General features: G+C 63.6%; 16 protein-coding genes. 5 read left to right on the top strand and 11 right to left on the bottom strand.

From position 1 onward, the window contains the following. Positions 1–22: 22 nt before the first annotated feature. The gene (glyA, locus tag AzCIB_RS10535) at positions 23–1,285 is read right to left on the bottom strand and encodes a serine hydroxymethyltransferase (RefSeq protein WP_050415857.1); all 1,263 of its coding nucleotides are present in this window, start codon (positions 1,283–1,285) and stop codon (positions 23–25) included. A gap of 445 nt (positions 1,286–1,730) precedes the next feature. Between glyA and AzCIB_RS10540 the strand changes: the two genes are divergently transcribed. From AzCIB_RS10540 to AzCIB_RS10560, 5 genes are all read left to right on the top strand, one after another. Beyond that, complete coding sequence (locus AzCIB_RS10540; RefSeq protein WP_232299410.1) at positions 1,731–1,958, top strand: periplasmic nitrate reductase, NapE protein; 228 nt, start codon at positions 1,731–1,733, stop codon at positions 1,956–1,958. A 72-nt stretch (positions 1,959–2,030) separates the two neighbouring features. Beyond that, the gene (gene torC / locus AzCIB_RS10545) at positions 2,031–3,257 is read left to right on the top strand and encodes a pentaheme c-type cytochrome TorC (protein ID WP_050415858.1); all 1,227 of its coding nucleotides are present in this window, start codon (positions 2,031–2,033) and stop codon (positions 3,255–3,257) included. A 15-nt stretch (positions 3,258–3,272) separates the two neighbouring features. Next, positions 3,273–5,789 carry a trimethylamine-N-oxide reductase TorA gene (torA, locus tag AzCIB_RS10550; RefSeq protein ID WP_050415859.1) on the top strand — a complete coding sequence of 839 codons (2,517 nt, stop codon included), beginning with the start codon at positions 3,273–3,275 and terminating at the stop codon, positions 5,787–5,789. After that, entirely contained in the window at positions 5,786–6,517 is a 732-nt protein-coding gene (torD, locus tag AzCIB_RS10555; protein WP_050415860.1) for a molecular chaperone TorD, read from the top strand. Before torA ends, torD begins: the two co-directional genes overlap by 4 nt. 284 nt (positions 6,518–6,801) lie before the next feature. Further along, complete coding sequence (locus AzCIB_RS10560; protein ID WP_157058481.1) at positions 6,802–7,557, top strand: c-type cytochrome; 756 nt, start codon at positions 6,802–6,804, stop codon at positions 7,555–7,557. Positions 7,558–7,707: 150 nt separating this feature from the next. On the opposite strand, the gene AzCIB_RS10565 is transcribed toward AzCIB_RS10560, so the two are convergent. The 10 genes from AzCIB_RS10565 to AzCIB_RS10610 all read right to left on the bottom strand — a co-directional run bounded on the left by AzCIB_RS10565 (position 7,708) and on the right by AzCIB_RS10610 (position 19,799). Continuing rightward, a complete protein-coding gene (locus AzCIB_RS10565; RefSeq protein WP_050415862.1) occupies positions 7,708–9,033 on the bottom strand; it encodes an MFS transporter in 1,326 nt (441 codons plus the stop codon). 304 nt (positions 9,034–9,337) lie between these two features. Beyond that, positions 9,338–10,582, bottom strand: coding sequence for a M24 family metallopeptidase (locus AzCIB_RS10570; protein WP_232299411.1), 1,245 nt, complete (start codon positions 10,580–10,582; stop codon positions 9,338–9,340). 182 nt (positions 10,583–10,764) lie between these two features. After that, on the bottom strand, positions 10,765–11,853 hold the full coding sequence (locus AzCIB_RS10575; protein WP_050415863.1) for an ABC transporter ATP-binding protein: 1,089 nt from the start codon (positions 11,851–11,853) through the stop codon (positions 10,765–10,767). A gap of 8 nt (positions 11,854–11,861) precedes the next feature. Continuing rightward, positions 11,862–12,716, bottom strand: a complete 855-nt coding sequence (locus AzCIB_RS10580) for an ABC transporter permease (RefSeq protein ID WP_050415864.1) — start codon at positions 12,714–12,716, stop codon at positions 11,862–11,864. Next, on the bottom strand, positions 12,713–13,555 hold the full coding sequence (locus AzCIB_RS10585) for an ABC transporter permease (RefSeq protein WP_050415865.1): 843 nt from the start codon (positions 13,553–13,555) through the stop codon (positions 12,713–12,715). Before AzCIB_RS10585 ends, AzCIB_RS10580 begins: the two co-directional genes overlap by 4 nt. A 60-nt stretch (positions 13,556–13,615) precedes the next feature. Beyond that, on the bottom strand, positions 13,616–14,773 hold the full coding sequence (locus tag AzCIB_RS10590; RefSeq protein WP_050415866.1) for a polyamine ABC transporter substrate-binding protein: 1,158 nt from the start codon (positions 14,771–14,773) through the stop codon (positions 13,616–13,618). 141 nt (positions 14,774–14,914) lie between these two features. After that, the gene (locus tag AzCIB_RS10595; RefSeq protein ID WP_232299412.1) at positions 14,915–15,742 is read right to left on the bottom strand and encodes a hypothetical protein; all 828 of its coding nucleotides are present in this window, start codon (positions 15,740–15,742) and stop codon (positions 14,915–14,917) included. A gap of 456 nt (positions 15,743–16,198) precedes the next feature. After that, positions 16,199–16,969, bottom strand: coding sequence for a creatininase (locus tag AzCIB_RS10600; protein WP_050415867.1), 771 nt, complete (start codon positions 16,967–16,969; stop codon positions 16,199–16,201). An 80-nt stretch (positions 16,970–17,049) separates the two neighbouring features. After that, the gene (locus AzCIB_RS10605) at positions 17,050–18,432 is read right to left on the bottom strand and encodes a purine-cytosine permease family protein (RefSeq protein ID WP_050415868.1); all 1,383 of its coding nucleotides are present in this window, start codon (positions 18,430–18,432) and stop codon (positions 17,050–17,052) included. Between the two features lie 335 nt (positions 18,433–18,767). Beyond that, complete coding sequence (locus AzCIB_RS10610) at positions 18,768–19,799, bottom strand: GlxA family transcriptional regulator (protein ID WP_050415869.1); 1,032 nt, start codon at positions 19,797–19,799, stop codon at positions 18,768–18,770. Between the last annotated feature and the right edge of the window lie 62 nt (positions 19,800–19,861).

The following is a 19,861-nucleotide window of genomic DNA, read 5'->3' on the forward strand; positions in this document are numbered from 1 at the left end:
GGCGTGTCGCTCCTGTGGCGTCTCAGCGGCTGGCCGGATAGACCGGGAAGCGCGCGCACAAGGCCTTCGCCTTCTCGCGCACCGCGGCGATCACGGTCTGGTCGTCGATGTGATCGAGCACGTCGCAGATCCAGTTCGTGAGCTCCTTCGCTTCGGCCTCCTTGAAGCCGCGCGTGGTGATCGCCGGCGTGCCGATACGGATGCCGCTGGTGACGAAGGGCGATTGCGGATCGTTGGGCACCGCATTCTTGTTCACCGTGATGTTCGCCGCGCCCAGCGCCGCATCGGCTTGCTTGCCGGTGAGGCCCTTGTCGACCAGATCGACGAGGAAGAGGTGATCATCCGTGCCGCCGGAGACGATCTTGTAGCCGCGCTCGATGAACACGCCGGCCATCGCCCGCGCGTTCTTGACCACCTGCTGCTGGTAGGCGCGGAACTCGGGCTGCAGCGCCTCCTTGAGCGCGACGGCCTTGGCGGCGATGACGTGCATCAGCGGGCCGCCCTGGATGCCGGGGAAGACGACCGAGTTGAGCTTCTTCTCCAGCTCCGGATTGGAGCGCGCGAGGATCAGGCCGCCGCGCGGGCCGCGCAGGGTCTTGTGGGTGGTCGTCGTGACGACATCGGCGAAGGGGATGGGGTTGGGATACACGCCCGCGGCCACCAGTCCCGCGACGTGGGCCATATCGACAAAGAGCTTTGCCCCGACCTTGTCCGCGATCTCGCGGAAGCGCTTCCAGTCGACCACGCGCGAGTAGGCGGAGAAGCCCGCGACGATCATCTTCGGCTTGTGCTCGAGGGCAAGCGCCTCGACCTGGGCGTAGTCGATCTCGCCGGTCGCCTCGTCGAGGCCGTACTGCACCGCGTTGTAGATCTTGCCGGAGAAGTTCACCTTCGCGCCGTGGGTCAGGTGGCCGCCGTGCGCGAGGCTCATGCCCAGCACCGTGTCGTGCGGTTCGAGCAGCGCCATATACACCGCCGCGTTCGCCTGCGAGCCCGAGTGCGGCTGCACATTCACGTAATCCGCGCCGAAGAGCAGTTTCGCGCGATCGATTGCCAGCTGCTCCACCACATCCACATGCTCGCAGCCCCCGTAGTAGCGCTTCGCGGGGTAGCCCTCGGCGTACTTGTTGGTGAGCACGCTGCCCTGCGCCTCCAGCACGCGCGGGCTGGTGTAGTTCTCGGATGCGATCAGCTCGATGTGCGACTCCTGGCGCTCGAACTCGGCATCCATCGCCGCTTTCAGCTCGTCGTCGAAATCGGCGATGCGGTCGGTCATTGCGAACATGGGCATTTGTCTCCTCGGGTTGGGACTGTCGTCGCCGACAGCGGCCGCAACGGATGGCGGCTTCATGGGAGGAGATGTTAGGAAGTTCCCCCGCCGCACTTTTGCCTGTATCCGTCACGCGTTTGCTTGATACGGACCGACGGGGCGACGTGGTCCAGGGCATGGCGACCGGAAAAGGCGGAATTACACGCGCAGGACGGACGAAATTTCATTTTCATTGCCTTCGCACGCTTTCCATGCCAAATCCATAGGCACGAGAACGTTAACGGCCCCATTAACACTTCTACCGCCTCCATTCACAAAAGAAAGCACTGGGTTAACACCCGATCCCTATCATTCGGTCATGATTTCTTTGTCGACTCCAACTACCCTGCAAACACATGGCCCCGGGAACTGGGCGGCGACAGGACAGCAGGCAGCCATTTCAATGACGAGTAAATGCGAAATGACGGACCTGCTCTTCGGGCACATCTACGGAGATCAAGACGTGAACAATCGATCAAGTGGCAGTTCCTCCCCGCCCGGCACGGATGCTCCCGCACGAAAGAGCGAGTGGCCCGCGTTCCTGCTGCTGGCTTTCGTCGGCCTGCCGCTCGCCATGACGCTGGTGATCGCCGCGTATGGCTTCGTGGTGTGGTTCCTTCAGATCTTGTTCTTCGGCCCGCCGTCCTGATTCGTCGGCACGCGGCACGCCACCCTCACGGCGCGCCTGACACTGGATCGGACAATAAGCAGGAGCGATGGAATGAAAAGACTAATCGGGCGCATCAAGGATCTGTTCCTCAAGCCCTCCGTCAGGATCGGACTTGGGGTACTCGTCACCGGGGGGTTCATAGCCGGCGCGGGGTCGTGGCACGGGTTCAACACCGCGATGGAAGCGACCAACAAGGAAGAGTTCTGCATCGGTTGTCACACGATGCATGACAACCTGCTGCCTGAACTGCAAAAGACGGTGCACTGGAACAACCGCAGCGGTGTCCGCGCACGTTGCCCGGACTGCCACGTGCCGCACAACTTCACCGACAAGATCGCGCGCAAGATGCAGGCGAGCCGGGAGGTGTGGGGACATCTCGTCGGCACCATCGGCACCCGCGAGAAATTCAAAGAGCACCGCATCGTGCTGGCTCAGCGCGAATGGGCGCGTTTTGCCGCAAACGGCTCGAAGGAATGTCGCGCCTGCCACGACTACAAGGACATGGACTTTGACAAGATGCGGCCGACCTCCCAGGTCGCAATGCGCAACGCGGCCACGCGCAATCAGAGTTGCGTCGATTGTCACAAGGGCATCGCGCACCAGTTGCCCGAGATGAAGGGCGCACGCAATCCGGCTTTCGACACCCTGGTATCTTCGGCAGCCGGCCAGAGCATAGATGCCGGCAAATCCTATTACCTGGTCGTCCCGCAGGACCTGTATGCCGACGACATTCTGAGCAAGCGTATCGGCTCGATCGAGGTCGCCACGCAGGTCAAGGTGCTTGAAACCAAGGGCGAGGCGCAGCGCGTCGAATTGGCCCTGTGGCGCAAGAACAAAGGCTACGGCCGGGTCTGGTATGGCCAATTCGGCCTCAACATCACCAGTGCGATTCTCGACAAGGAAGTCGCGAAGGATGCGGATCTGGTCAAGGTGCTCGACACGCGGGAAGACCCGCTGACCGGCCTGGAATGGCAGCAGGTCACAGCGACCGCGTGGATGCGCAAGGGCAGCGTGCTCGACAGCGTCGAACCGATCTGGACGATCGCCCGCGCCAGCTACAGCACCAGCTGCAGCGTCTGCCACCGCCAGCCCGAGGAAGCACACTTCGACACCAACACCTGGCCGGGACTGTTCGGCGGCATGGTCGGCTTCACGAACATGGATGACGACACGGCTCGCGTGGTCCTCAAGTACCTGCAAACGCATTCTTCCGACTTCAGCAAGACGCAGCACGGTGGCGGATCGCCGGAAAGTTCGCTGCAGACGGCTCGTCCCTGATCAGGAGTGAACAACATGAATTACTCTAGGCGAGGTTTCCTCAAGGCGATGGCAGCGATGACAGGCGGCGCGCTCGTGGCGCCGGGCCTGCTCACCGCCGGCTCCGCCCTTGCAGCCGGCAACGGGGCAAGCGTCAGTGACGACATCACCACGTGGAAGATCACCGGTTCGCACTTCGGCGCGATCCGCGCCAAAGTGGTCGGCGACCGCGTGGTGGAGATCCGCCCCTTCGAGCACGACAAGCACCCGACGGAGATGATCCAGGGCATTACCGGCCTGATCTACAGCTCGTCCCGCGTCCGCTACCCGATGGTACGACTCGACTGGTACCGCAAGCGCCACCTCAGCGATACCAGCCAGCGCGGCGACAACCGGTTCGTGCGCGTGAGCTGGGATGAGGCGCTAGACCTTTTCTACGAAGAACTCGAACGCATCCAGAAGGATCACGGTCCGTGGGCCCTGCACACCGCCGGTGTGGGCTGGCGTTCGGTCGGGCAAGTCCATAGCTGCGGCAACCACATGGTGCGGGGCATCGGCATGCACGGGCGCAGTGTGGGCACGGCAGGCGACTATTCGACCGGCGCCGGCCAGACCATCCTGCCTTACGTGCTCGGTTCAACCGAGGTGTATTCCCAGGGAACATCGTGGGATGTGATCCTGCGCGAAAGCAAGCTGATCGTCTTCTGGGCCAACGACCCGATCAAAAACCTGCAGGTGGGGTGGAACACCGAGACCCACGAGGCCTACGCGTATTACGAGCAGCTCAAGCAGAAGATCGCCGACAAATCCGTGCAGGTCATCTGCATCGACCCGGTCAAGAGCAAGACGCTGAATTACCTGGGCGCCGAGCACCAGTACGTCAACCCCATGACCGACGTACCGCTGATGCTGGCAATTGCCCATACGCTGGTGAAGGAAGGCCTCCATGACAAGGCCTTCCTCGACACCTATACCCTCGGCTTCGACCGTTTCCTGCCGTATCTGGAAGGCAAGACCGAGGACCGGATCGAGAAGTCGCCGGAATGGGCGGAAAAAATCTGCGGCGTGCCGGCGAAGCGCATCCGCGAGCTTGCCCGCCTGATGGCGAAGCACCGTACGCAACTCATCTTCGGGTGGGCCGTCCAGCGCCAGCAGCACGGCGAGCAACCCTACTGGATGGCCGCCGTGCTGGCAGCAATGCTGGGCCAGATCGGCCTTCCCGGCGGCGGGGTCAGCTACGCGCACCACTACAGCTCGGTCGGGGTGTCCTCGTCCGGCGCCGCCATGCCGGGAGCATTTCCACTCAACGTCGACCCGGGCCGCAAGCCCAAGCACGACAACACCGACTTCAAGGGCTACAGCTCGGTGCTGCCGATTGCGCGTGTCATCGACGCCTTGCTCGAACCGGGGAAGGAAATCGACTTCAACGGCGGCAAGGTCAAGCTGCCGCCCTACAAGATGGCGATCTTCTCCGGCTGCAACCAGTGGCACCGCCAGCAGCAGCGCAACCGCATGAAGGAAGCCTGGCGCAAGCTTGAGACCGTGGTCGCGATCGACTACAACTGGACCGCCACCTGCCGCTTCGCCGACATCGTGCTGCCGGCCTGCACCCCCTACGAGCGCAACGACATCGACGGCTACGGCTCCTACAGCAATCGCGGCGTGATCGCGATGCAAAAGCTCATCGACCCGCTGTTCCACTCCCGTACGGATTTCGACATCTTCCGCGGGCTCACCCGTCGCTTCAACCGCGATGCCGAGTACACGCGCGGCATGGACGAAATGCAGTGGGTGGAAAAGCTCTACGAGGACTGCCGCAAGGAGAACGGCCGCAAGGACATCGCGATGCCGCCGTTCGCCGAGTTCTGGAAGAAGGGCTACGTGCTCTTTCCGGAAGGCAAACCCTGGGTTCGCCACGCGGACTTCCGCGACGACGCCGAGGTGAATGCGCTCGGCACCCCCTCGGGTTTCATCGAGATCTTCAGCCGCAAGATCGAGCGCTACGGTTACGCGGACTGCAAGGGACACCCGGTATGGATGGAAAAGACCGAGCGCTCGCATGGCGGCCCGCGCTCCGACCGCTTCCCGCTGTGGCTGCAATCGGTGCATCCGGACAAGCGCCTGCATTCCCAGTTGTGCGAGTCCGAACCCCTACGCAGCACGTATGCCATCCAGGGCCGCGAGCCGGTATTCATCGGCCCGCAGGACGCCGCGGCACGTGGCATCAAGCACGGCGACCTGGTGCGCGTATTCAACGACCGCGGCCAGTTGCTGGCGGGGGCACACGTTTCCGACAACTTCCCCCCGGGCGTCGTGCGCATCCAGGAGGGCGCGTGGTACGGCCCCACCGGACCGGAAATCGGCGCGCTCGATACCTACGGCGACCCGAACACGCTGACGCTCGACATCGGTAGTTCCAGCCTCGCCCAGGCCACCAGCGCGAACACGTGCCTCGTGCAGATCGAGAAGTTCGTGGGAACCCCACCTCGGGTAACCGCTTTCGGCGGACCGATCGAGGTCGATCTCGACGGTCGGGAGGTCAAGTCCTCATGACCGCCCCCCAACAACCGAAAATCACTCCGGCTGAGTGGGCGCTCACGAGTTCCCAGCGCCGCCGCCTGTACGGATGGTTCTCCGCGCTTTACGCGGAAGAGGTTCCTGAAACCATGTTCAAGCGCTACTTCGCGGAGGGCCCCTTCGAGCCCTTCGTGGGGCTGACGGAGCTGGGGCTGGCGGACGAAGTCGGCCGATTGGACGCGGCAGTGAAATCTCTTCGCGATATCACGCTGGCGCGCCTCGAACTGGCCGCGGATTTCGCACAACTCTTCCTGCTCGACGCGCGGGCCGGGGCGCTGCCCTATGCTTCGGCCTACGAGGGCGAAGGTTCCACTGCTACGTTCTACAGCGCCACGGAAACAAGGATGCGGGAGTTTCTCGCATCCCGCGCGCTGGCAATCCAGCCGGACTTCCGCGAACCTGCGGACCACCTTGCCGTCCTGCTGGCGGTCCTGGCGCATTTCGCAGAGCAACAATCCGGTGCGCAGGATATGGGAGCGGCCGCGCGCGATCAGGCTGCCCTCCTTCGCGCCGGCCTGCTCGACTGGTTACCCCGGTTCACTGAACGCTGCCAAGAGGTCAAGCCGCGCTTCGATTTCTACCCTGCCCTGGCAACTCTGGTCCTGGCCTTCGCGCGCGCCGACCTTCTCTTCCTCGACGACATCGCCGAAGATGCCCCTTCAATCACCTGCGCGTCAGCACCTGCCGGCGAAAGCGCAGCGTAATCAGCGCCCCCATCGTCAACAGCGCCACGGCAAGCGCCTGCCGGCGGACTCACACGGTGGTGTCGTCGAGGCCATCGCCACCGGATTGCGGTGCTCGGCCAAACGCCTGTGAACAGGTCGCGCAACCGCTAACCGGGTGATGTCGCGCCCCACCCCATTCGGACAGTCTCTGGATCCGGTCGCTCATCGTAAGGACACGCTTCTGTCTTCCCACCGGTCCGCGTGCTAGAAATGATTAGTGACGTGTGTCGTTTGCATCATGACCATAATCCTTGGAGGGGAATATGAGCCGACACCAATCAGGACTCGCCGTAGGCATCATGCGCGGGCTGGCCGCCACAGCCGTGCTGGTCGCTCCAATGTCCACCTCCGCCGATTCGGAGCAAGCACGCAGCCAGGTGTGGGACATCGCGCGCGGCGGGCAACTCTACGACGACTGGGGCAAGGTACTTGGCAAGGAACTGCCGGACACGACGCATCCGGCCTATCCCGCCAGCGGAAAGCAGAAGGGCTCGGCGACCTGGCGCTGCAAGGAGTGCCACGGCTGGGACTACAAGGGCGCGGACGGCGCCTACGGCAAGGGCTCCCACCACACCGGCATCAAGGGCCTGCGCGGGATGGTCGGCGCCGATCCGAAGGCGATCCTCAAGATCATCAGCGATGACAATCACCGCTATACGGAGGCGATGATCGGCCGCGGCGAGATGGAGAAAATTGCGCTCTTCGTGAGCCTCGGGCAGATCGACATGGACCAGCACATCGATCGGGCGACGCGAAAGTCGCGCGGCGAACCGGGCCGCGGCGCGCCGACCTACCAGACCATCTGCGCGGTGTGCCACGGCTTCGATGGCAAGACGCTGAACTTCCGGACGCCCGAGGATCCGGAGTACGTCGGCACCATCGCGCGCGAGAATCCGTGGGAGTTCATGCACAAGGCCCGCTTCGGCCAGCCCGGCATCCCGATGATCTCGCTGATCACGCTGCCCGACACGACGCTCGCCGATCTGCTTGCGGTGGCGCAGACCCTGCCGGAGAAGTAGGCACTGCACGCTTCACCACCTCCGTATCGCGTATCTCGGGCGGCAATCACATGACCAGGTCGGCGAGCGCGCGCTGTTCGATGCCCTGCCCTGCGCGCGTCGCTTGCCGGCCCGCGACGGGCGCTGGTCCGGCAGCGACGCGATTCCCGCTCAGCTTCTCGCGTCGATGAAATCCTCGCCCGAGTGTGCGCGCGTTGCGAGGATCGCGACCAGCGACACGGCCGCGGCGGCGACCAGGTACCAGGCCGGCGCGAACGGGTTGCCGGTGTTCTTGATCAGCCACGTGCAGATGAACGGGGCGGTGCCGCCGAAAAGCGTGTTCGCAAGGTTGAAGCTCAACGCGAAACCGCTGTAGCGCACCGAGGTCGGGAAGCTCTCGGCGAGGAAGCACGCGAGGGTGCCGTCGTTCATCGCGAGCAAGAGCCCGAACATGATCTGGATAGCCAGCATCATCTCGAAGCTGGCACCCGGCAGCGCCTCGAACAGCGTGACGCTCATGGCCATGAAACTCACCGACGCGAAGACCAGCATCGTCTTGCGCCCGAACATGTCGGAGAGCTTGCCCATCAGGAAGATGAACCCGATGTAGGCCATCAGCGAGATCGTTGCTGCCCGGAAGGACGCCGCCTCGCTCAGTCCCTGCTCCGTGCTCAGATAGGTCGGCATGTAGGACAGCAGCACGTAGAAACCGACCGCGTTCAGGCTGGAAACGCCGAGCGCGACGAGCACCGTCCGGCGGTAGCGGGTGAGCAACAGTCCGATCGGCGCGGCCTCCTTGTGCGCATGCTTCGATTCCATCGCGCGGAACGCCGGCGTGTCCTCGAGGTTGGTGCGGATCCAGCGGCCGATCAGGCCGAAGGGCGCGGCGAGCAGGAAGGGCAAGCGCCAGCCCCACGAGTGCATGTCCTCGGTCGTCAGCACCGTATGCATCCATGCAACGAGCAGCGAGCCGAACAGCAGCCCGGCCGCCGTGCTGGCCGGGACCAGGCTGGTGTACAAACCGCGCTTCTTTGGCGGCGCGTACTCCGCGATGAAGGCCGACGCGCCGGCGTATTCACCCGAGGCCGAAAACCCCTGCACCAGGCGGACGAGCAGCAGGAGAATCGGGGCCCAGATGCCGACCATCTCGTAACTGGGCAGGAAGGCGATCAGGAAGGTCGATCCGGACATGATCAGGATCGACAGCGAGAGCGCATCGCGACGACCGATGCGATCGCCGATGTGGCCCCAGATCACCCCGCCGATCGGGCGCACGAAGAACGAAATCGCGAACACGGCGAAGGTCGACATCAATGCCGTCGCGCGGTCCTCGCTCGGAAAGAACACCGCCGCGATGATGGTGGCGAGATAGCCATAGGCCGCGTAGTCGAACCATTCGACGAAATTGCCGATGAAGCTTCCGGCGGCGGCGCGACGTACGAGGCGCTGTTCGCTATCCACGGCGAACCCGCTCAGTACGGCTTGTTGTGTATTCATTTTGTCTCCACGAAACCAGGTGTGAATCCGTCCGACGCGCACGGCAAGCCACGGCGGGCCCGAAAGGCACGGGCGCGCGGAAGGTTGAATCCGGGTGATCAGGCAGCGTCGGCCCTGCCGCGGTTGTGCGGCACGGAAAGCGGGTCGTCAGCGACCTCTTGGGAATCGACGCGAAGGGGACTCTAGGACGAGACCCTGCGGCTTTTTTTCATGAACGTGTCTCCGGTGTGATCGCCGCCCTCTTGCGGGGCAGTCATTTGTTTTGGCGGCCTGCCGCGGGCGCGGCAGGCCGGTTTCCGTCGACTTAACGACGGATGATGTTGTGCTCCGGCCCGTACTTGAAGCCGGTAATGTTGTCGGCGCCGTTCTCGGTCACGACGAGGATGTCGTGCTCGCGATAACCGCCCGCGCCAGGCATGCCTTGCGGCAGCATGATCATCGGCTCGATCGATACGACCATGTTCGGCTCGAGCACCGTCTCGATGTCCTCGCGGAATTCGAGACCCGCCTCGCGGCCATAGTAGTGCGACAGCACGCCGAAGGAGTGGCCGTAGCCGAAGGTGCGGTACTGCAGCAGGCCGTGCTCGGCGAAAATTTCGTTCAACTGCGCGGCGACGTCGCAGCAGCGAACGCCCGGCTTCACGAGCTTGAGGCCGGCCTCATGCACCTTGACGTTCACTTCCCACGCCTTGAGCGATGCGTCGTCACAATGATCGTAGAACATCGTGCGCTCGAGCGCCGTGTAGTAACCGGAGATCATCGAGAAGCAGTTCAGCGACAGGATGTCGCCCTTCTGCACCTTGCGGGTCGTCACCGGGTTGTGCGCGCCATCGGTGTTGATGCCGGACTGGAACCAGGTCCAGGTGTCCATCAGCTCCGAGTCAGGGAAGCGCTTGGCGATCTCGCGCACCATCGCCTGCGTCGAGGCGAGTGCGACTTCATGCTCGGGCACGCCTTCATGCACCGCCGCCGCGAGCGCCGCACCGCCGACGTCGCACACCTGCGCGCCGTGGCGAATCAGCGCGATTTCCTCGGCCGACTTGACCATGCGCATGCGCATCGTCGGCGCGCCGATGTCGGTCAGCGCGACCGCCGGCAACGCCGCCTTCAGCTTCTCCAGGCGATCGACCGGGATGTGGTCGTACTCGACGCCGACGCGACCCTTGTTGGGGATCTCCTGCTGGATCGCGCGGAAGTAGTTGTCGCGGCGCCAGTCGGTGTAGACGACGTTGTAATCGCCCACGGTGCGACGCCACGGCTGGCCGCCGTCGATGTTGGCGCTGATCGAAACGACCTTCTCCTGCGTCACGACGAGGCCGTAGGGGCGACCGAAGGAGCAGTACAGGAAGTCGCTGTAGTAGTTGATGTTGTGCATCGACGTGAATAGCACCGCGTCGATGTCGTTGGCCGCCATGTAGGCGCGCAGCTTCGCCTGACGGTTGTGGAACTCCTGCTCGGAGAAGGTGTGCTTCACCTTTTCGCCGTTCTCGATACGCAGCAGGTCCTTCATCTCCTTGATCGACTGAATGCCGGTAACCATATTCGTCATGTCCATCCGCTCCTGTTTGTTGTGGGGTGTTCGGGAAACCATCGCCGCCGCCTGGAACTTCGCGCATCGGCAACGTGAGTCCATGCTAAAGAAGGGGTGGGGCCGGCAATTTCCGCACTTCGACGCTCGCTTGCGTGAAAACGACGACGGCGAAAATGCGCACGGAACGCGGCCCGCAGCGCTCAGGCGGCGCCACCGAAAAAGTGCGCCGCAGCGGCCGGCCACGACGCCACGACCGAGTCGCCCGGCTGCATGCCGAGGCAGTCGTAGGTCCTCTCGGGCAGAATGACCTTGAGGTCGTCGTCGATGCCGGGCACCTCCAGGAACAGCGTCACCATGTTGCCGATGAACTTGTGGCTCAGGAAACGCGCACGCACGTGGTTCTCGTGCCGTGGCTCGTCGCCGATCGCGATCTGGTCGGCATTGACGTAGAAATCCGCCGGCGCGCCGTGCGAACCCGCAAAATTGCCGCGCGACACGCTCATCGCGCCGGTGGCCGTGTTCAGCCGCACCGCCTGCTCCCCGACTTCCGCGACGCTGCCGCGCAGGATCGTCACGTTGCCAATGAACTCTGCGACGAAACGGTTCGCCGGGTGGCGGTAGATCGCCTGCGGTGAGCCGATCTGCTCCACCTTGCCACGACTCATGATGACGACGCGGTCTGCCATCGAGAAGGCTTCGGTCTGGCTGTGCGTGACATACACGAAGGTGATCCCCAGTTCGCGCTGCAGGGAGCGCAGCAAGGCCTGCATGCGCACGCTGAGGTGGGCGTCGAGCGCGCTCAGCGGCTCGTCGAGCAGCAGCACCTTGGGTTCCGTGACGAGCGCCCGCGCCAGCGCGACCCGCTGGCGCTGACCACCCGAGAGCTGCATCACGTTGCGGCTCGCGAATTCCCCGAGTTCGAGCTTGTGCAGCCACGCCAGCGAGCGCCGGTCGCGCTCGACCTTCGCGACGCCGCGCATCTTCAGGCCGAAGCCGACGTTGTCGAGCACGCTCAGGAAGGGGAAGAGCGCGAGGCTCTGCCACACCAGCGGCAAGTCCCGGCCCCATGCCGGCAGGCCGTTCTGCGAGCGGCCTTCGAGGCGGATTTCTCCGTCGCTCGGCTCCTCCAGCCCCGCCAGCATGCGCAGCATGGTCGTCTTGCCGCAGCCGCTCGAGCCCATGATCGCGAGGAACTCGCCCTGCCCGATGCTGAACGAGGTCTCGGTCACCGCTGTGTAGTCGCCGAACCTCTTCGATACGCGATCGATCTCTACCAGTGCTTCAGTCATGATCACTCTCACAAAGACAAACCGTTGTTGGAGACCAGCGCGCCTGCTGCCGGCTGGGCGGGGCTATCGGCGGCGGCGCGTTTCGCCTTGCCCATTCCGGAAAACGCCATTCCGATTGCGACCAGGAAGATCGAGGAGGTGAATACCGCTGTGCCGATCGCGTTGATCACCGGACTGACCTGCCCTTGCAGGAACACCAGCACGCGCACCGGAACGGTCTCGTTCAGGCCCGACACGAACCACGCGACGGCGAACTCGTCGAACGACACCGCGGCGGTGATCAGGAAGGCCGCGACCAGGCTCTGCTTGCAGAACGGGAGCACGACGTACCACAGGGTCTGCGCAGGCGAAGCCCGCAGGTTCCACGAGGCCTCCTCCAGCGCGCTGTCCATCTGCGCCAGACGCAGCCGGATCATCGCCATCGCGAAGGGCAGCGCGATCACGACATGGCTGATCAGCACGGCCCACACCTCGCCGGCGAGGCTGATGCGCGAGAGGTAGGACAGCATCCCCAGGCCCATGATGACCGCGGGGATCGTCGGCGGCAGCAGCATCAGCAGGCTGAACAGCGACTTGCCGCGGAAATCGAAGCGGAAGTCGCAGTAGGCCGCGCAGAAGCCGAGGATCGTCGACAGCAGCGCCACCGGGATCGACACCATCACGCTGCGCTGGAAGGCCTCGATGACCAGCGGATCGGTGAAGGTGCCGCCGTACCATTCCGTCGTGAATCCCTTCAGCGGCAAGGACGGGAAGCGATCCGCGTTGAACGAGAACACGAGGCTGGCGGCGATCGGCGCCAGGATGAAAAGGAAGGTGTAGCCCGTGTAGGCCCACCCGAACCAACGGCCGAGTCTCAGCATCATTTGCGCCTCCCGTAGGCGAGCCGCACCGCCGCGAGGGAGGTGACGACCAGGGTGAGGATCATCACGATCGCGACCACCGCCGCCCGCGGCCACTGCTGGCCGGACTTGGTGGTGTCGATGATCAGGTTGCTCAGCGTCGGCGGAGCGCCCCCGCCGAGATAGGTCGGCGCGACGAAATCGCCGAAGGCGAGGATGAACGCGAAGAGCGCTCCCACGACCAGCGAGGGTTTCGCCAGCGGCATGATCACCTCGAACAGCGTCCGCACCGGCCCGGCGCGCAGGTTATGCGCGGCCTCGATCAGATTGCGGTCGATCTGCGCCAGCCCCATCGTCTGCACCAGCGTCACGAGCGGCAGCGCCAGCGTCACGTAACCGACGAGCGAACCGAAGTCGGAATTGAGCATCGGCAGCCCGTCCAGGCCCACGAGCGACAGCAGCGCATTGACGATGCCGTTGTCGGACAGGAAGGCCTGCCACGAGTACACGCGCACGAGATAGCTGGTGAAGAACGGCACCACCAGGAACATCAGCGCGAGCTTGCGCGTGCGCTCCGACACTGTGAAAGCCAGGCTGCAGGCGGCGGGAAAGGAACAGCAGGTCGTGACGACCGCCGCCCCCAGGGCCAAGGCCCAGGTATGGCCGTAGGCCGACCAGAACGAACTGCGGCTCAGCATGAAGTCCCAGTTCTTGAGGGTCATGTCCGGTTCCAGCCGGAAATTGACGACACTCCAGAACGAGATGACAAAAAGGAAAAGCAGCGGCAGCAGGAAGAAGGTCAACTGCCACAGCAGGGGTGGCAGCAGCAGCGGCCACCGCCGACGGCTGGTATTGGACGACATGGTGATGGCTCCGGAATGCCGCCGGACGGGCACGAGGCCCGCCCGGCGTGGCGGGAAGGCTCAGGCTCTTTCCTTGTACTCGGACCAGAAGTCGTTCCAGTCCTCGATACTTTGCTGCACGGGCAGCTGGCGGAAGACGATCTTCCCGGAGCGGATGTCGTCCATGACGCTGTGCCCCGTCAGCACCATGCCCTGGCGGCGCGCCTCGGCCGGGTCACTCTGCCCCAGCAGCTCCCAGCCCTTGCGGTTCGGAATCAGCGCCGGATACGCGGCCATCTTCGCGGACTTCACCTGCCCTTGCGCGGAGGTGATGTACTGGATGAAGGCGTTGGCGAGATCGCGGTTGCGGGAGCCCTTGCCGATCGACAACGACTCCGTCCATTGCAGGCCGCCCTCATCGGGAACGACCGAACTCACCTTGGCCCCGGAGCGCGCCAGCGTACCGGTGATCCAGTCGCCGATGCCGCACACCAGCTGGAGCTGCCCGTTCTTCAGGCCGCTGAAGGTGCCGCCGTAGTCGAAGAAGCCGGCGACCTGCGGACGCAGCGACTTCATCACGCTCTTCAGCTTGGCGAACTGATCACCTTCCAGCTTGTAGGGCGCCTTGTGGCCGGCGTACAGGCTGAGCTCTCCCATGTTGGGCAGATACCAGTCGAAATGCCCCACCTTGCCCTTGTAGGCCGGGTCCCAGTACACCTTGAACGAGCGCGCCTTGCTCTCCGGCACCGCATCCGTGTTGTACGCGACGCCGAGGAAGCCGAAGCGGACCATCACCGCATACAGGTCGTTGCCGTCCCAATGCCCGGGGAACTTCTGGAACTCGGGGAAATAGTCGTCGAACGCGTAGTCCTTCGCGTCGAGGCGCTCGAGATACCCGGCCTTGCGCAGCTGCGGCACGTACTCCGCATCGGACAGAACCAGATCATAGGTGCCGGCCGGCGACTGCGAGATCAGCGCCAGCATGTTGTCGCCGCCCGTGTAGTACTTCGGCTTCACCTTGCAGTTGTGTTTCGCCTCGAACTCCGCGACGACGTCCGGCTCGGCGTGCCCGTACCACGCCAGCATCGTCAGCGTGCGCGGCTGGCCGCCCGACGACTGCGCCCAGCTGTTTGCGGACGTCAGCGCAAGCGGCAGCGCACTCCCCGCGGCCAGGGCGGTGCTGCCCTGAAGAAAACGACGGCGGAACGGAGACTGCAGGTTCTTGTCTTCCTCTTTCATTTCGATCTCCTTTGGCACGAACGGATCGGCAGGCCGCGGCTGCTGAGGCAGCTCTCGTGACCAGACGACGAATCTTCGGAAAACATTGGCGGTCGGCCGCGAACCTGAATGCGGTGGCGGCCGATAGCGGTCAGCGGGAAATCAGAAGTTCCAGCGCACCAGCAGCGTCGGCGTGGTGCGCGAGTAGGTGCCGCCGCCCTCGCCTGCAGTCTTGCTGTAGGTCGCGTATTCGTGGCGGTAGCCAACGTCGAAATGCTTGTTGAGTTTCAGCCACAGGTCGGGCTGAACGAAGACGGTGTTGTCGCGCTGCTTGTTGTTGAAATTCACGAGCAACAGCGGCGACCACGTGAACTTGAGCCCTGCGACCTCGAACGGCAGCATCGCGAAGGTGCGCCAGAACAGCGTGTGGATATCCTTTCCGCCGTCGCCGGTAAACCTCGCGCTGCGTGCGTAGAGGTCCGTTTCGAAGAAACTGAAACCCGGCACTTTCAGGTCGAAGGCAATGCCGAAATTGTTCGCACGGAAGTTCGCATAGGAGCCCCGTTCGAGGCGCGCTGCGAGATTCACATCCGAAATGAATCCGAACGAGAGATTCGCGCCGGTGATCTTGGAGAGGCTCAGGCGCGGATTCCACACGCCGAAGTACTGGTCCTTGGTCTGCTCGCCGAAGGAGCCTGCACCAAATCCGAAAAAGCTGCCGACTTCCTTGCCGTGATAGGTATCGAAGAAGAAATAGTTGTCGCCGTATTCATGCACGCCGAAATGTTCGAGGCGCACGGTCGTCAATTTCTTGTCGGCGGTGCCGGTACCGAAAACGGGGTCGAATTTCGATTCCGTCGTATATCCGACGGTCACGTTGGTGTTCTGCCAGCTTTCCGTCGCGAAGGCGCTCTTCCCTGCAGCCATCCCCAGCGCAACGCAGCAGCCCGCAATAAAGGCGGTCCCGGATTTCCGTCCAATGCTCTTCATTCGCTTTCCTTTGGTGTGATTTCATTGTTTTGATTTCCGTGGCACGACTGCTCTTGCAGTTCTCGATGGCCATCCGGAATTTTTTTGGCCCGACACGCGAATCGATCTGCGCACATCCCTCCTCATCAAACGAGAGTCGCCCGGCGCCTGCGGCGCACCCTGCCCGATCCGAATTATTTGTTGCTGTAATTTTCTGGATCCGGTGGAGGCAAGTATGGAAATGCGCAGCCCCGACGCATTTCCTGATATCGACAAGCCTTGTCGTGCTGACGACATCGGACTAATTGTCGAAAAGGCGCACACCAAATCGATTCAGCGACTCGTCGGTGAATCAGCGAAAGAAGAGAGAAATTGCATCGGACGTAAACGGCAATCGGCCCTGTCTGCGTCGTCGCATGACGCAGACAGGGCCGATTTCAATTCAGCGGCAACGCCGGGGCGCGCGCCGCGGCGGGATTACTCGAAGGCGGACATCAATTCCGTGCTGATGCCGTCGACGCAAACCTTCAGCAAGGTTTCTCCATGCTGCGCACTGGCGCGTTTCGCGGACGACAGACAACCCGAAGCGGGCGTCCATTCGGGTTTGATCGGGAAGTAGTCATAGGGCGGGAATTGCGCCGGCGCGTGGTCGCAGACCTTTTCCATATCCACGAGCTGCGGATGCAGATGAAGCATCAGCGAGGTTTCCAGCACGCCGCCGTGCTCGACCGCCCAGCCGGGAAACTCGCCCTGATAGATCGCGTCGATCGCGTCCTGGGTCACGAAATCCCAATACGACAGGACCACCGTGGAAAAATCGCGGATGCCGTCCCAGCGCAATTCCCGTTGCGCCAGATCGACCCCTTCGACGATGAAGGCGGAATTCTCGTAATGCCCATTGACCAGCACGGTGCGGCGCACGCCATGCCGTGCGAGTTCCTTGAGCACGTCGCGGATCGTGCACGTCACCGTCATGCCGTCGAGACTGGTCGTCCCCGGCATGTGATTGCCGCCCCCGCTCTTCTGCTGCGACTTGTAGCCGTAGGCGATGGGCGGGGCGACGAGCCCGCCGATACGATCGGCGACCCGCTCCGAGATGGCCGTGGGCAGCAGCACGTCGGGGTTCATCGACATGTGGGGGCCGTGCTGTTCGAGCGCGCCGACCGGGATCAAGACCGGAGTCCGGCCGTCGCGGACCCGGGCATCGTATTCCGGCCAGGCGAGCTCGGAAATGTGGACACTCTTCATTCATTCGTCTCCTTGTGCCGGCCCGACCACCTGCCCTGCCGGCAATCGTGTGTCGGGCCGTATCTGTCAATCAATCCCGCTCAGGCGCGCTTCATTACCCGCGACTGCGCCGGGACGCCCTTCACGGCGACCAGCAGCAGATAGGTCACCGCGGTGATCGCAATGGCGGGCAGCGAGGCCGTCGTCACGATGGCGATTTCCTTGAACCCGTAGTGCAGCAGATAGAACACCGCCAGTCCGGCGATCATTGCCACCCACCCGCAGATGTTCCAGTCACCCAGGGCACTCAGCGTACGCCCGAGACGGTCCTCGCCGGCAAAGAGATCCTCGTCGCGCACGCGCGCCCGCCGCACCACGAAATAATCGAGTACGACGAGGGTCCACAAGGGGATGAAGACGCCACCCACGATCCCGAGGAAGAACTCGAAGTAGTGGATGAAGCTGTCGAACACCAGCGGCAGGAAGCACATCACCAGCTGCAGGATCGCGATGAAGTACAGGAATTTGCGCGGATTCGACGTGCGGGCGGCGCCGACCAGCCCCATGCCTGCGCCGTAAAGAACCGTGACGTTGGTGCTCACCGTGGCGAAGAAGACCACGAGGAAGGCCACCATGCCCAGACCGAGCGAAGCGATGGTCGAGCTCGGGTCTGCGTTGTTCGGATCGAAGACGCCCGTTTCGAGGACGACGCCGATGACGCCGATCGCGCCGACGAGCATGAACCACCCCTGCCCCAGGTTCACGCCGATCCAACTGCCGACGGTGGCCGAGGTGGAACTCTTCGAGAAACGCGAGAAGTCGCAAATCTGCGCCCAGCCCCAGCAGAAACCGAACGCCAGATCGATGTAGAACGCCGGCGAATGCTGGGCCGCGGGCAGGGTGAAGTTGGCGATCTTGTCGTAGTCCCAATGCTCGAGCACGACCTTCGTTTCCCAGATGCCGAGAACGAGCAGCAGCACGACGGCGAGCCATTCCAGGTACTTGATCGCACTGTGGCCGATGCACACGATGATGCCCTGCAGCAACGCCGTGACGAGGATGCCGGCGACCAGCGGCCAGGTGGAACCCGGCGAACCATAGGCAGGCCAGTCGAACATCGCGTGAAACACGTGCGTCAGCGAGATCGCGGCGATGAAGGTGTTGATGCTGGGCCAGCCGATCAGCCCGAGGAATTCGCCGATGCCCATGAAGCGCGCGCCCTTGACCCCGAGCGCGGGAATGGTCGACGTCACCGTGGACGCGCCGTGCTTCCACCCGATCCAGGCCACCATCGCCCACGGGATCATCATCAGCGGCAGGTACACGGCGCTGTACCACCACACGAACGACATCCCGAGCGCGGCCGCCATGCCGCCGAACACCCACGATCCCGTGTTGACCCCGGATCCGAACCACGTGAATACCGTGTCGACGAACCCGTATTCCCGCTTGTCGTGCGGGATTCTTGCCGTACCGTACTCCATCGTACTGCCTCCTTTGTGTGGCCTTGCTGCCTTGTATTTGTTTTAGCGCTTCGCCCCCGAAGGGGCGCTGCGGTGATGCCGGGAGTCTTTGTGAACCCGCTCCCTGGTCATCCTGCACGGCTGGCTTGGTTCGTCACGCAAGACTGCGTTCGGTACCGCCGCCAGGCCGGCTGTATTTAACCCTATCCTAGTGATGGGCGTCCCGCTTCGATATCCAGCTGACGACAATCTGTTTCGTGAAAACGACGAAAAAAAGCCTCCGACCGAAATCGGCCGGAGGCGTGCAACCCGGTCGCGGAACGACCGTGGGAGAGGGAGAAGGACGCCGACGCGACTCAGGCCGGCTTGGCCGACCCTGCCGCGTCTGCAGTGTGACGCCTGCGCTCGGCGCTCGGCGAGATGCCGAAACCGGCGTGGTAGCGATGCGAGAAATGCGCGAAGGACACGAATCCGCAAGCCATCACGATGTCGGCGATAGGGCGGTTGGTGCGCGTGAGGAGCTGGCGCGCGCGTTCGAGGCGGATCTGCAGGTAATACTGGCGCGGCGTGCAATTCAACGTCTCGCGGAACAGGCGCTCGAGCTGGCGCGCCGAGAACTGCATGTGCGCCGCCAGCTCCTCCATCGACAGCGGCTCCTCGATGTTGCACTCCATCAGCTTGATCGCCTCGACGAGCTTGGGATGCGAAGCATTGGAGACGTCGCGCAGCGAGGTCTTCTGCTTTTCGTCCGGGCCGCGGCACTCGTAGATCAGCAGCTCGGCCACCGCCTTCGCCACCTTGCGCCCTCCTCCGCCGAGGCCGATCAGGTGGATCATCATCTCCACCGGCGCAATGCCGCCGCTGCACGAGCAACGGTTGCGGTCGACCTCATAGAGCTTGTTCGACACCACGAGACGCGGGAAACGGTCGAGCAGCGCGTCCATGTCCTCCCAATGGATCGTGCTGCGATGTCCGTCGAGCAGCCCCGCGCAGGCGAGGAAATAACTGCCCGTATCCACCCCGCCAATGGCGACGCCGCGGCCCGCGAGCGTGCGCAGCCAGCGCTGGATCGGCTCGGTACCGGTGATCGGCAGCGGATTGGGGCCAACGACGAAGACGCCGTCGAGGTCGGTCGCATCGGCCGCTGCATAGTCGGGCTGGACGCAGATACCGGCGCTCGAACGCACCGGCTCGCCGTCCATCGTGATCGTCACGAACTCATACAGCTTCCTGCGCGCCACCATGTTCGCAAGGCGCAGGGGATCGACCGCCGCACCGAAGCCGATCAGCGTGAAGTCGGGAACAAGGAGAAAGCCGAAGCGGATCGGCGCGTCGCCGCCTCGTCCGGCCCAGTGGCCCGGCCCGTGGCCGGGAGTTGCGTTGCTCATCGAGATACCCTGAAAGTCGTAGTTTCCATTCGAAGTCTATACGCACCGCCGGCGCCATCAAG

Origin of the sequence: Azoarcus sp. CIB, from assembly GCF_001190925.1 — a bacterium.
GTDB lineage: Bacteria > Pseudomonadota > Gammaproteobacteria > Burkholderiales > Rhodocyclaceae > Aromatoleum.

Coding starts and splice junctions, on each gene's coding strand:
- torD (WP_050415860.1), top strand. CDS start 5,786: ATGACCGCCCCCCAACAACCGAAAATCACTCCGGCTGAGTGGGCGCTC.
- AzCIB_RS10585 (WP_050415865.1), bottom strand. CDS start 13,555: ATGTCGTCCAATACCAGCCGTCGGCGGTGGCCGCTGCTGCTGCCACCC.
- AzCIB_RS10560 (WP_157058481.1), top strand. CDS start 6,802: ATGAGCCGACACCAATCAGGACTCGCCGTAGGCATCATGCGCGGGCTG.
- AzCIB_RS10575 (WP_050415863.1), bottom strand. CDS start 11,853: ATGACTGAAGCACTGGTAGAGATCGATCGCGTATCGAAGAGGTTCGGC.
- AzCIB_RS10590 (WP_050415866.1), bottom strand. CDS start 14,773: ATGAAAGAGGAAGACAAGAACCTGCAGTCTCCGTTCCGCCGTCGTTTT.
- torC (WP_050415858.1), top strand. CDS start 2,031: ATGAAAAGACTAATCGGGCGCATCAAGGATCTGTTCCTCAAGCCCTCC.
- AzCIB_RS10570 (WP_232299411.1), bottom strand. CDS start 10,582: ATGACGAATATGGTTACCGGCATTCAGTCGATCAAGGAGATGAAGGAC.
- AzCIB_RS10600 (WP_050415867.1), bottom strand. CDS start 16,969: ATGAAGAGTGTCCACATTTCCGAGCTCGCCTGGCCGGAATACGATGCC.
- AzCIB_RS10565 (WP_050415862.1), bottom strand. CDS start 9,033: ATGAATACACAACAAGCCGTACTGAGCGGGTTCGCCGTGGATAGCGAA.
- AzCIB_RS10610 (WP_050415869.1), bottom strand. CDS start 19,799: ATGAGCAACGCAACTCCCGGCCACGGGCCGGGCCACTGGGCCGGACGA.
- AzCIB_RS10540 (WP_232299410.1), top strand. CDS start 1,731: ATGACGGACCTGCTCTTCGGGCACATCTACGGAGATCAAGACGTGAAC.
- AzCIB_RS10595 (WP_232299412.1), bottom strand. CDS start 15,742: ATGAAGAGCATTGGACGGAAATCCGGGACCGCCTTTATTGCGGGCTGC.
- AzCIB_RS10580 (WP_050415864.1), bottom strand. CDS start 12,716: ATGATGCTGAGACTCGGCCGTTGGTTCGGGTGGGCCTACACGGGCTAC.
- AzCIB_RS10605 (WP_050415868.1), bottom strand. CDS start 18,432: ATGGAGTACGGTACGGCAAGAATCCCGCACGACAAGCGGGAATACGGG.
- torA (WP_050415859.1), top strand. CDS start 3,273: ATGAATTACTCTAGGCGAGGTTTCCTCAAGGCGATGGCAGCGATGACA.
- glyA (WP_050415857.1), bottom strand. CDS start 1,285: ATGTTCGCAATGACCGACCGCATCGCCGATTTCGACGACGAGCTGAAA.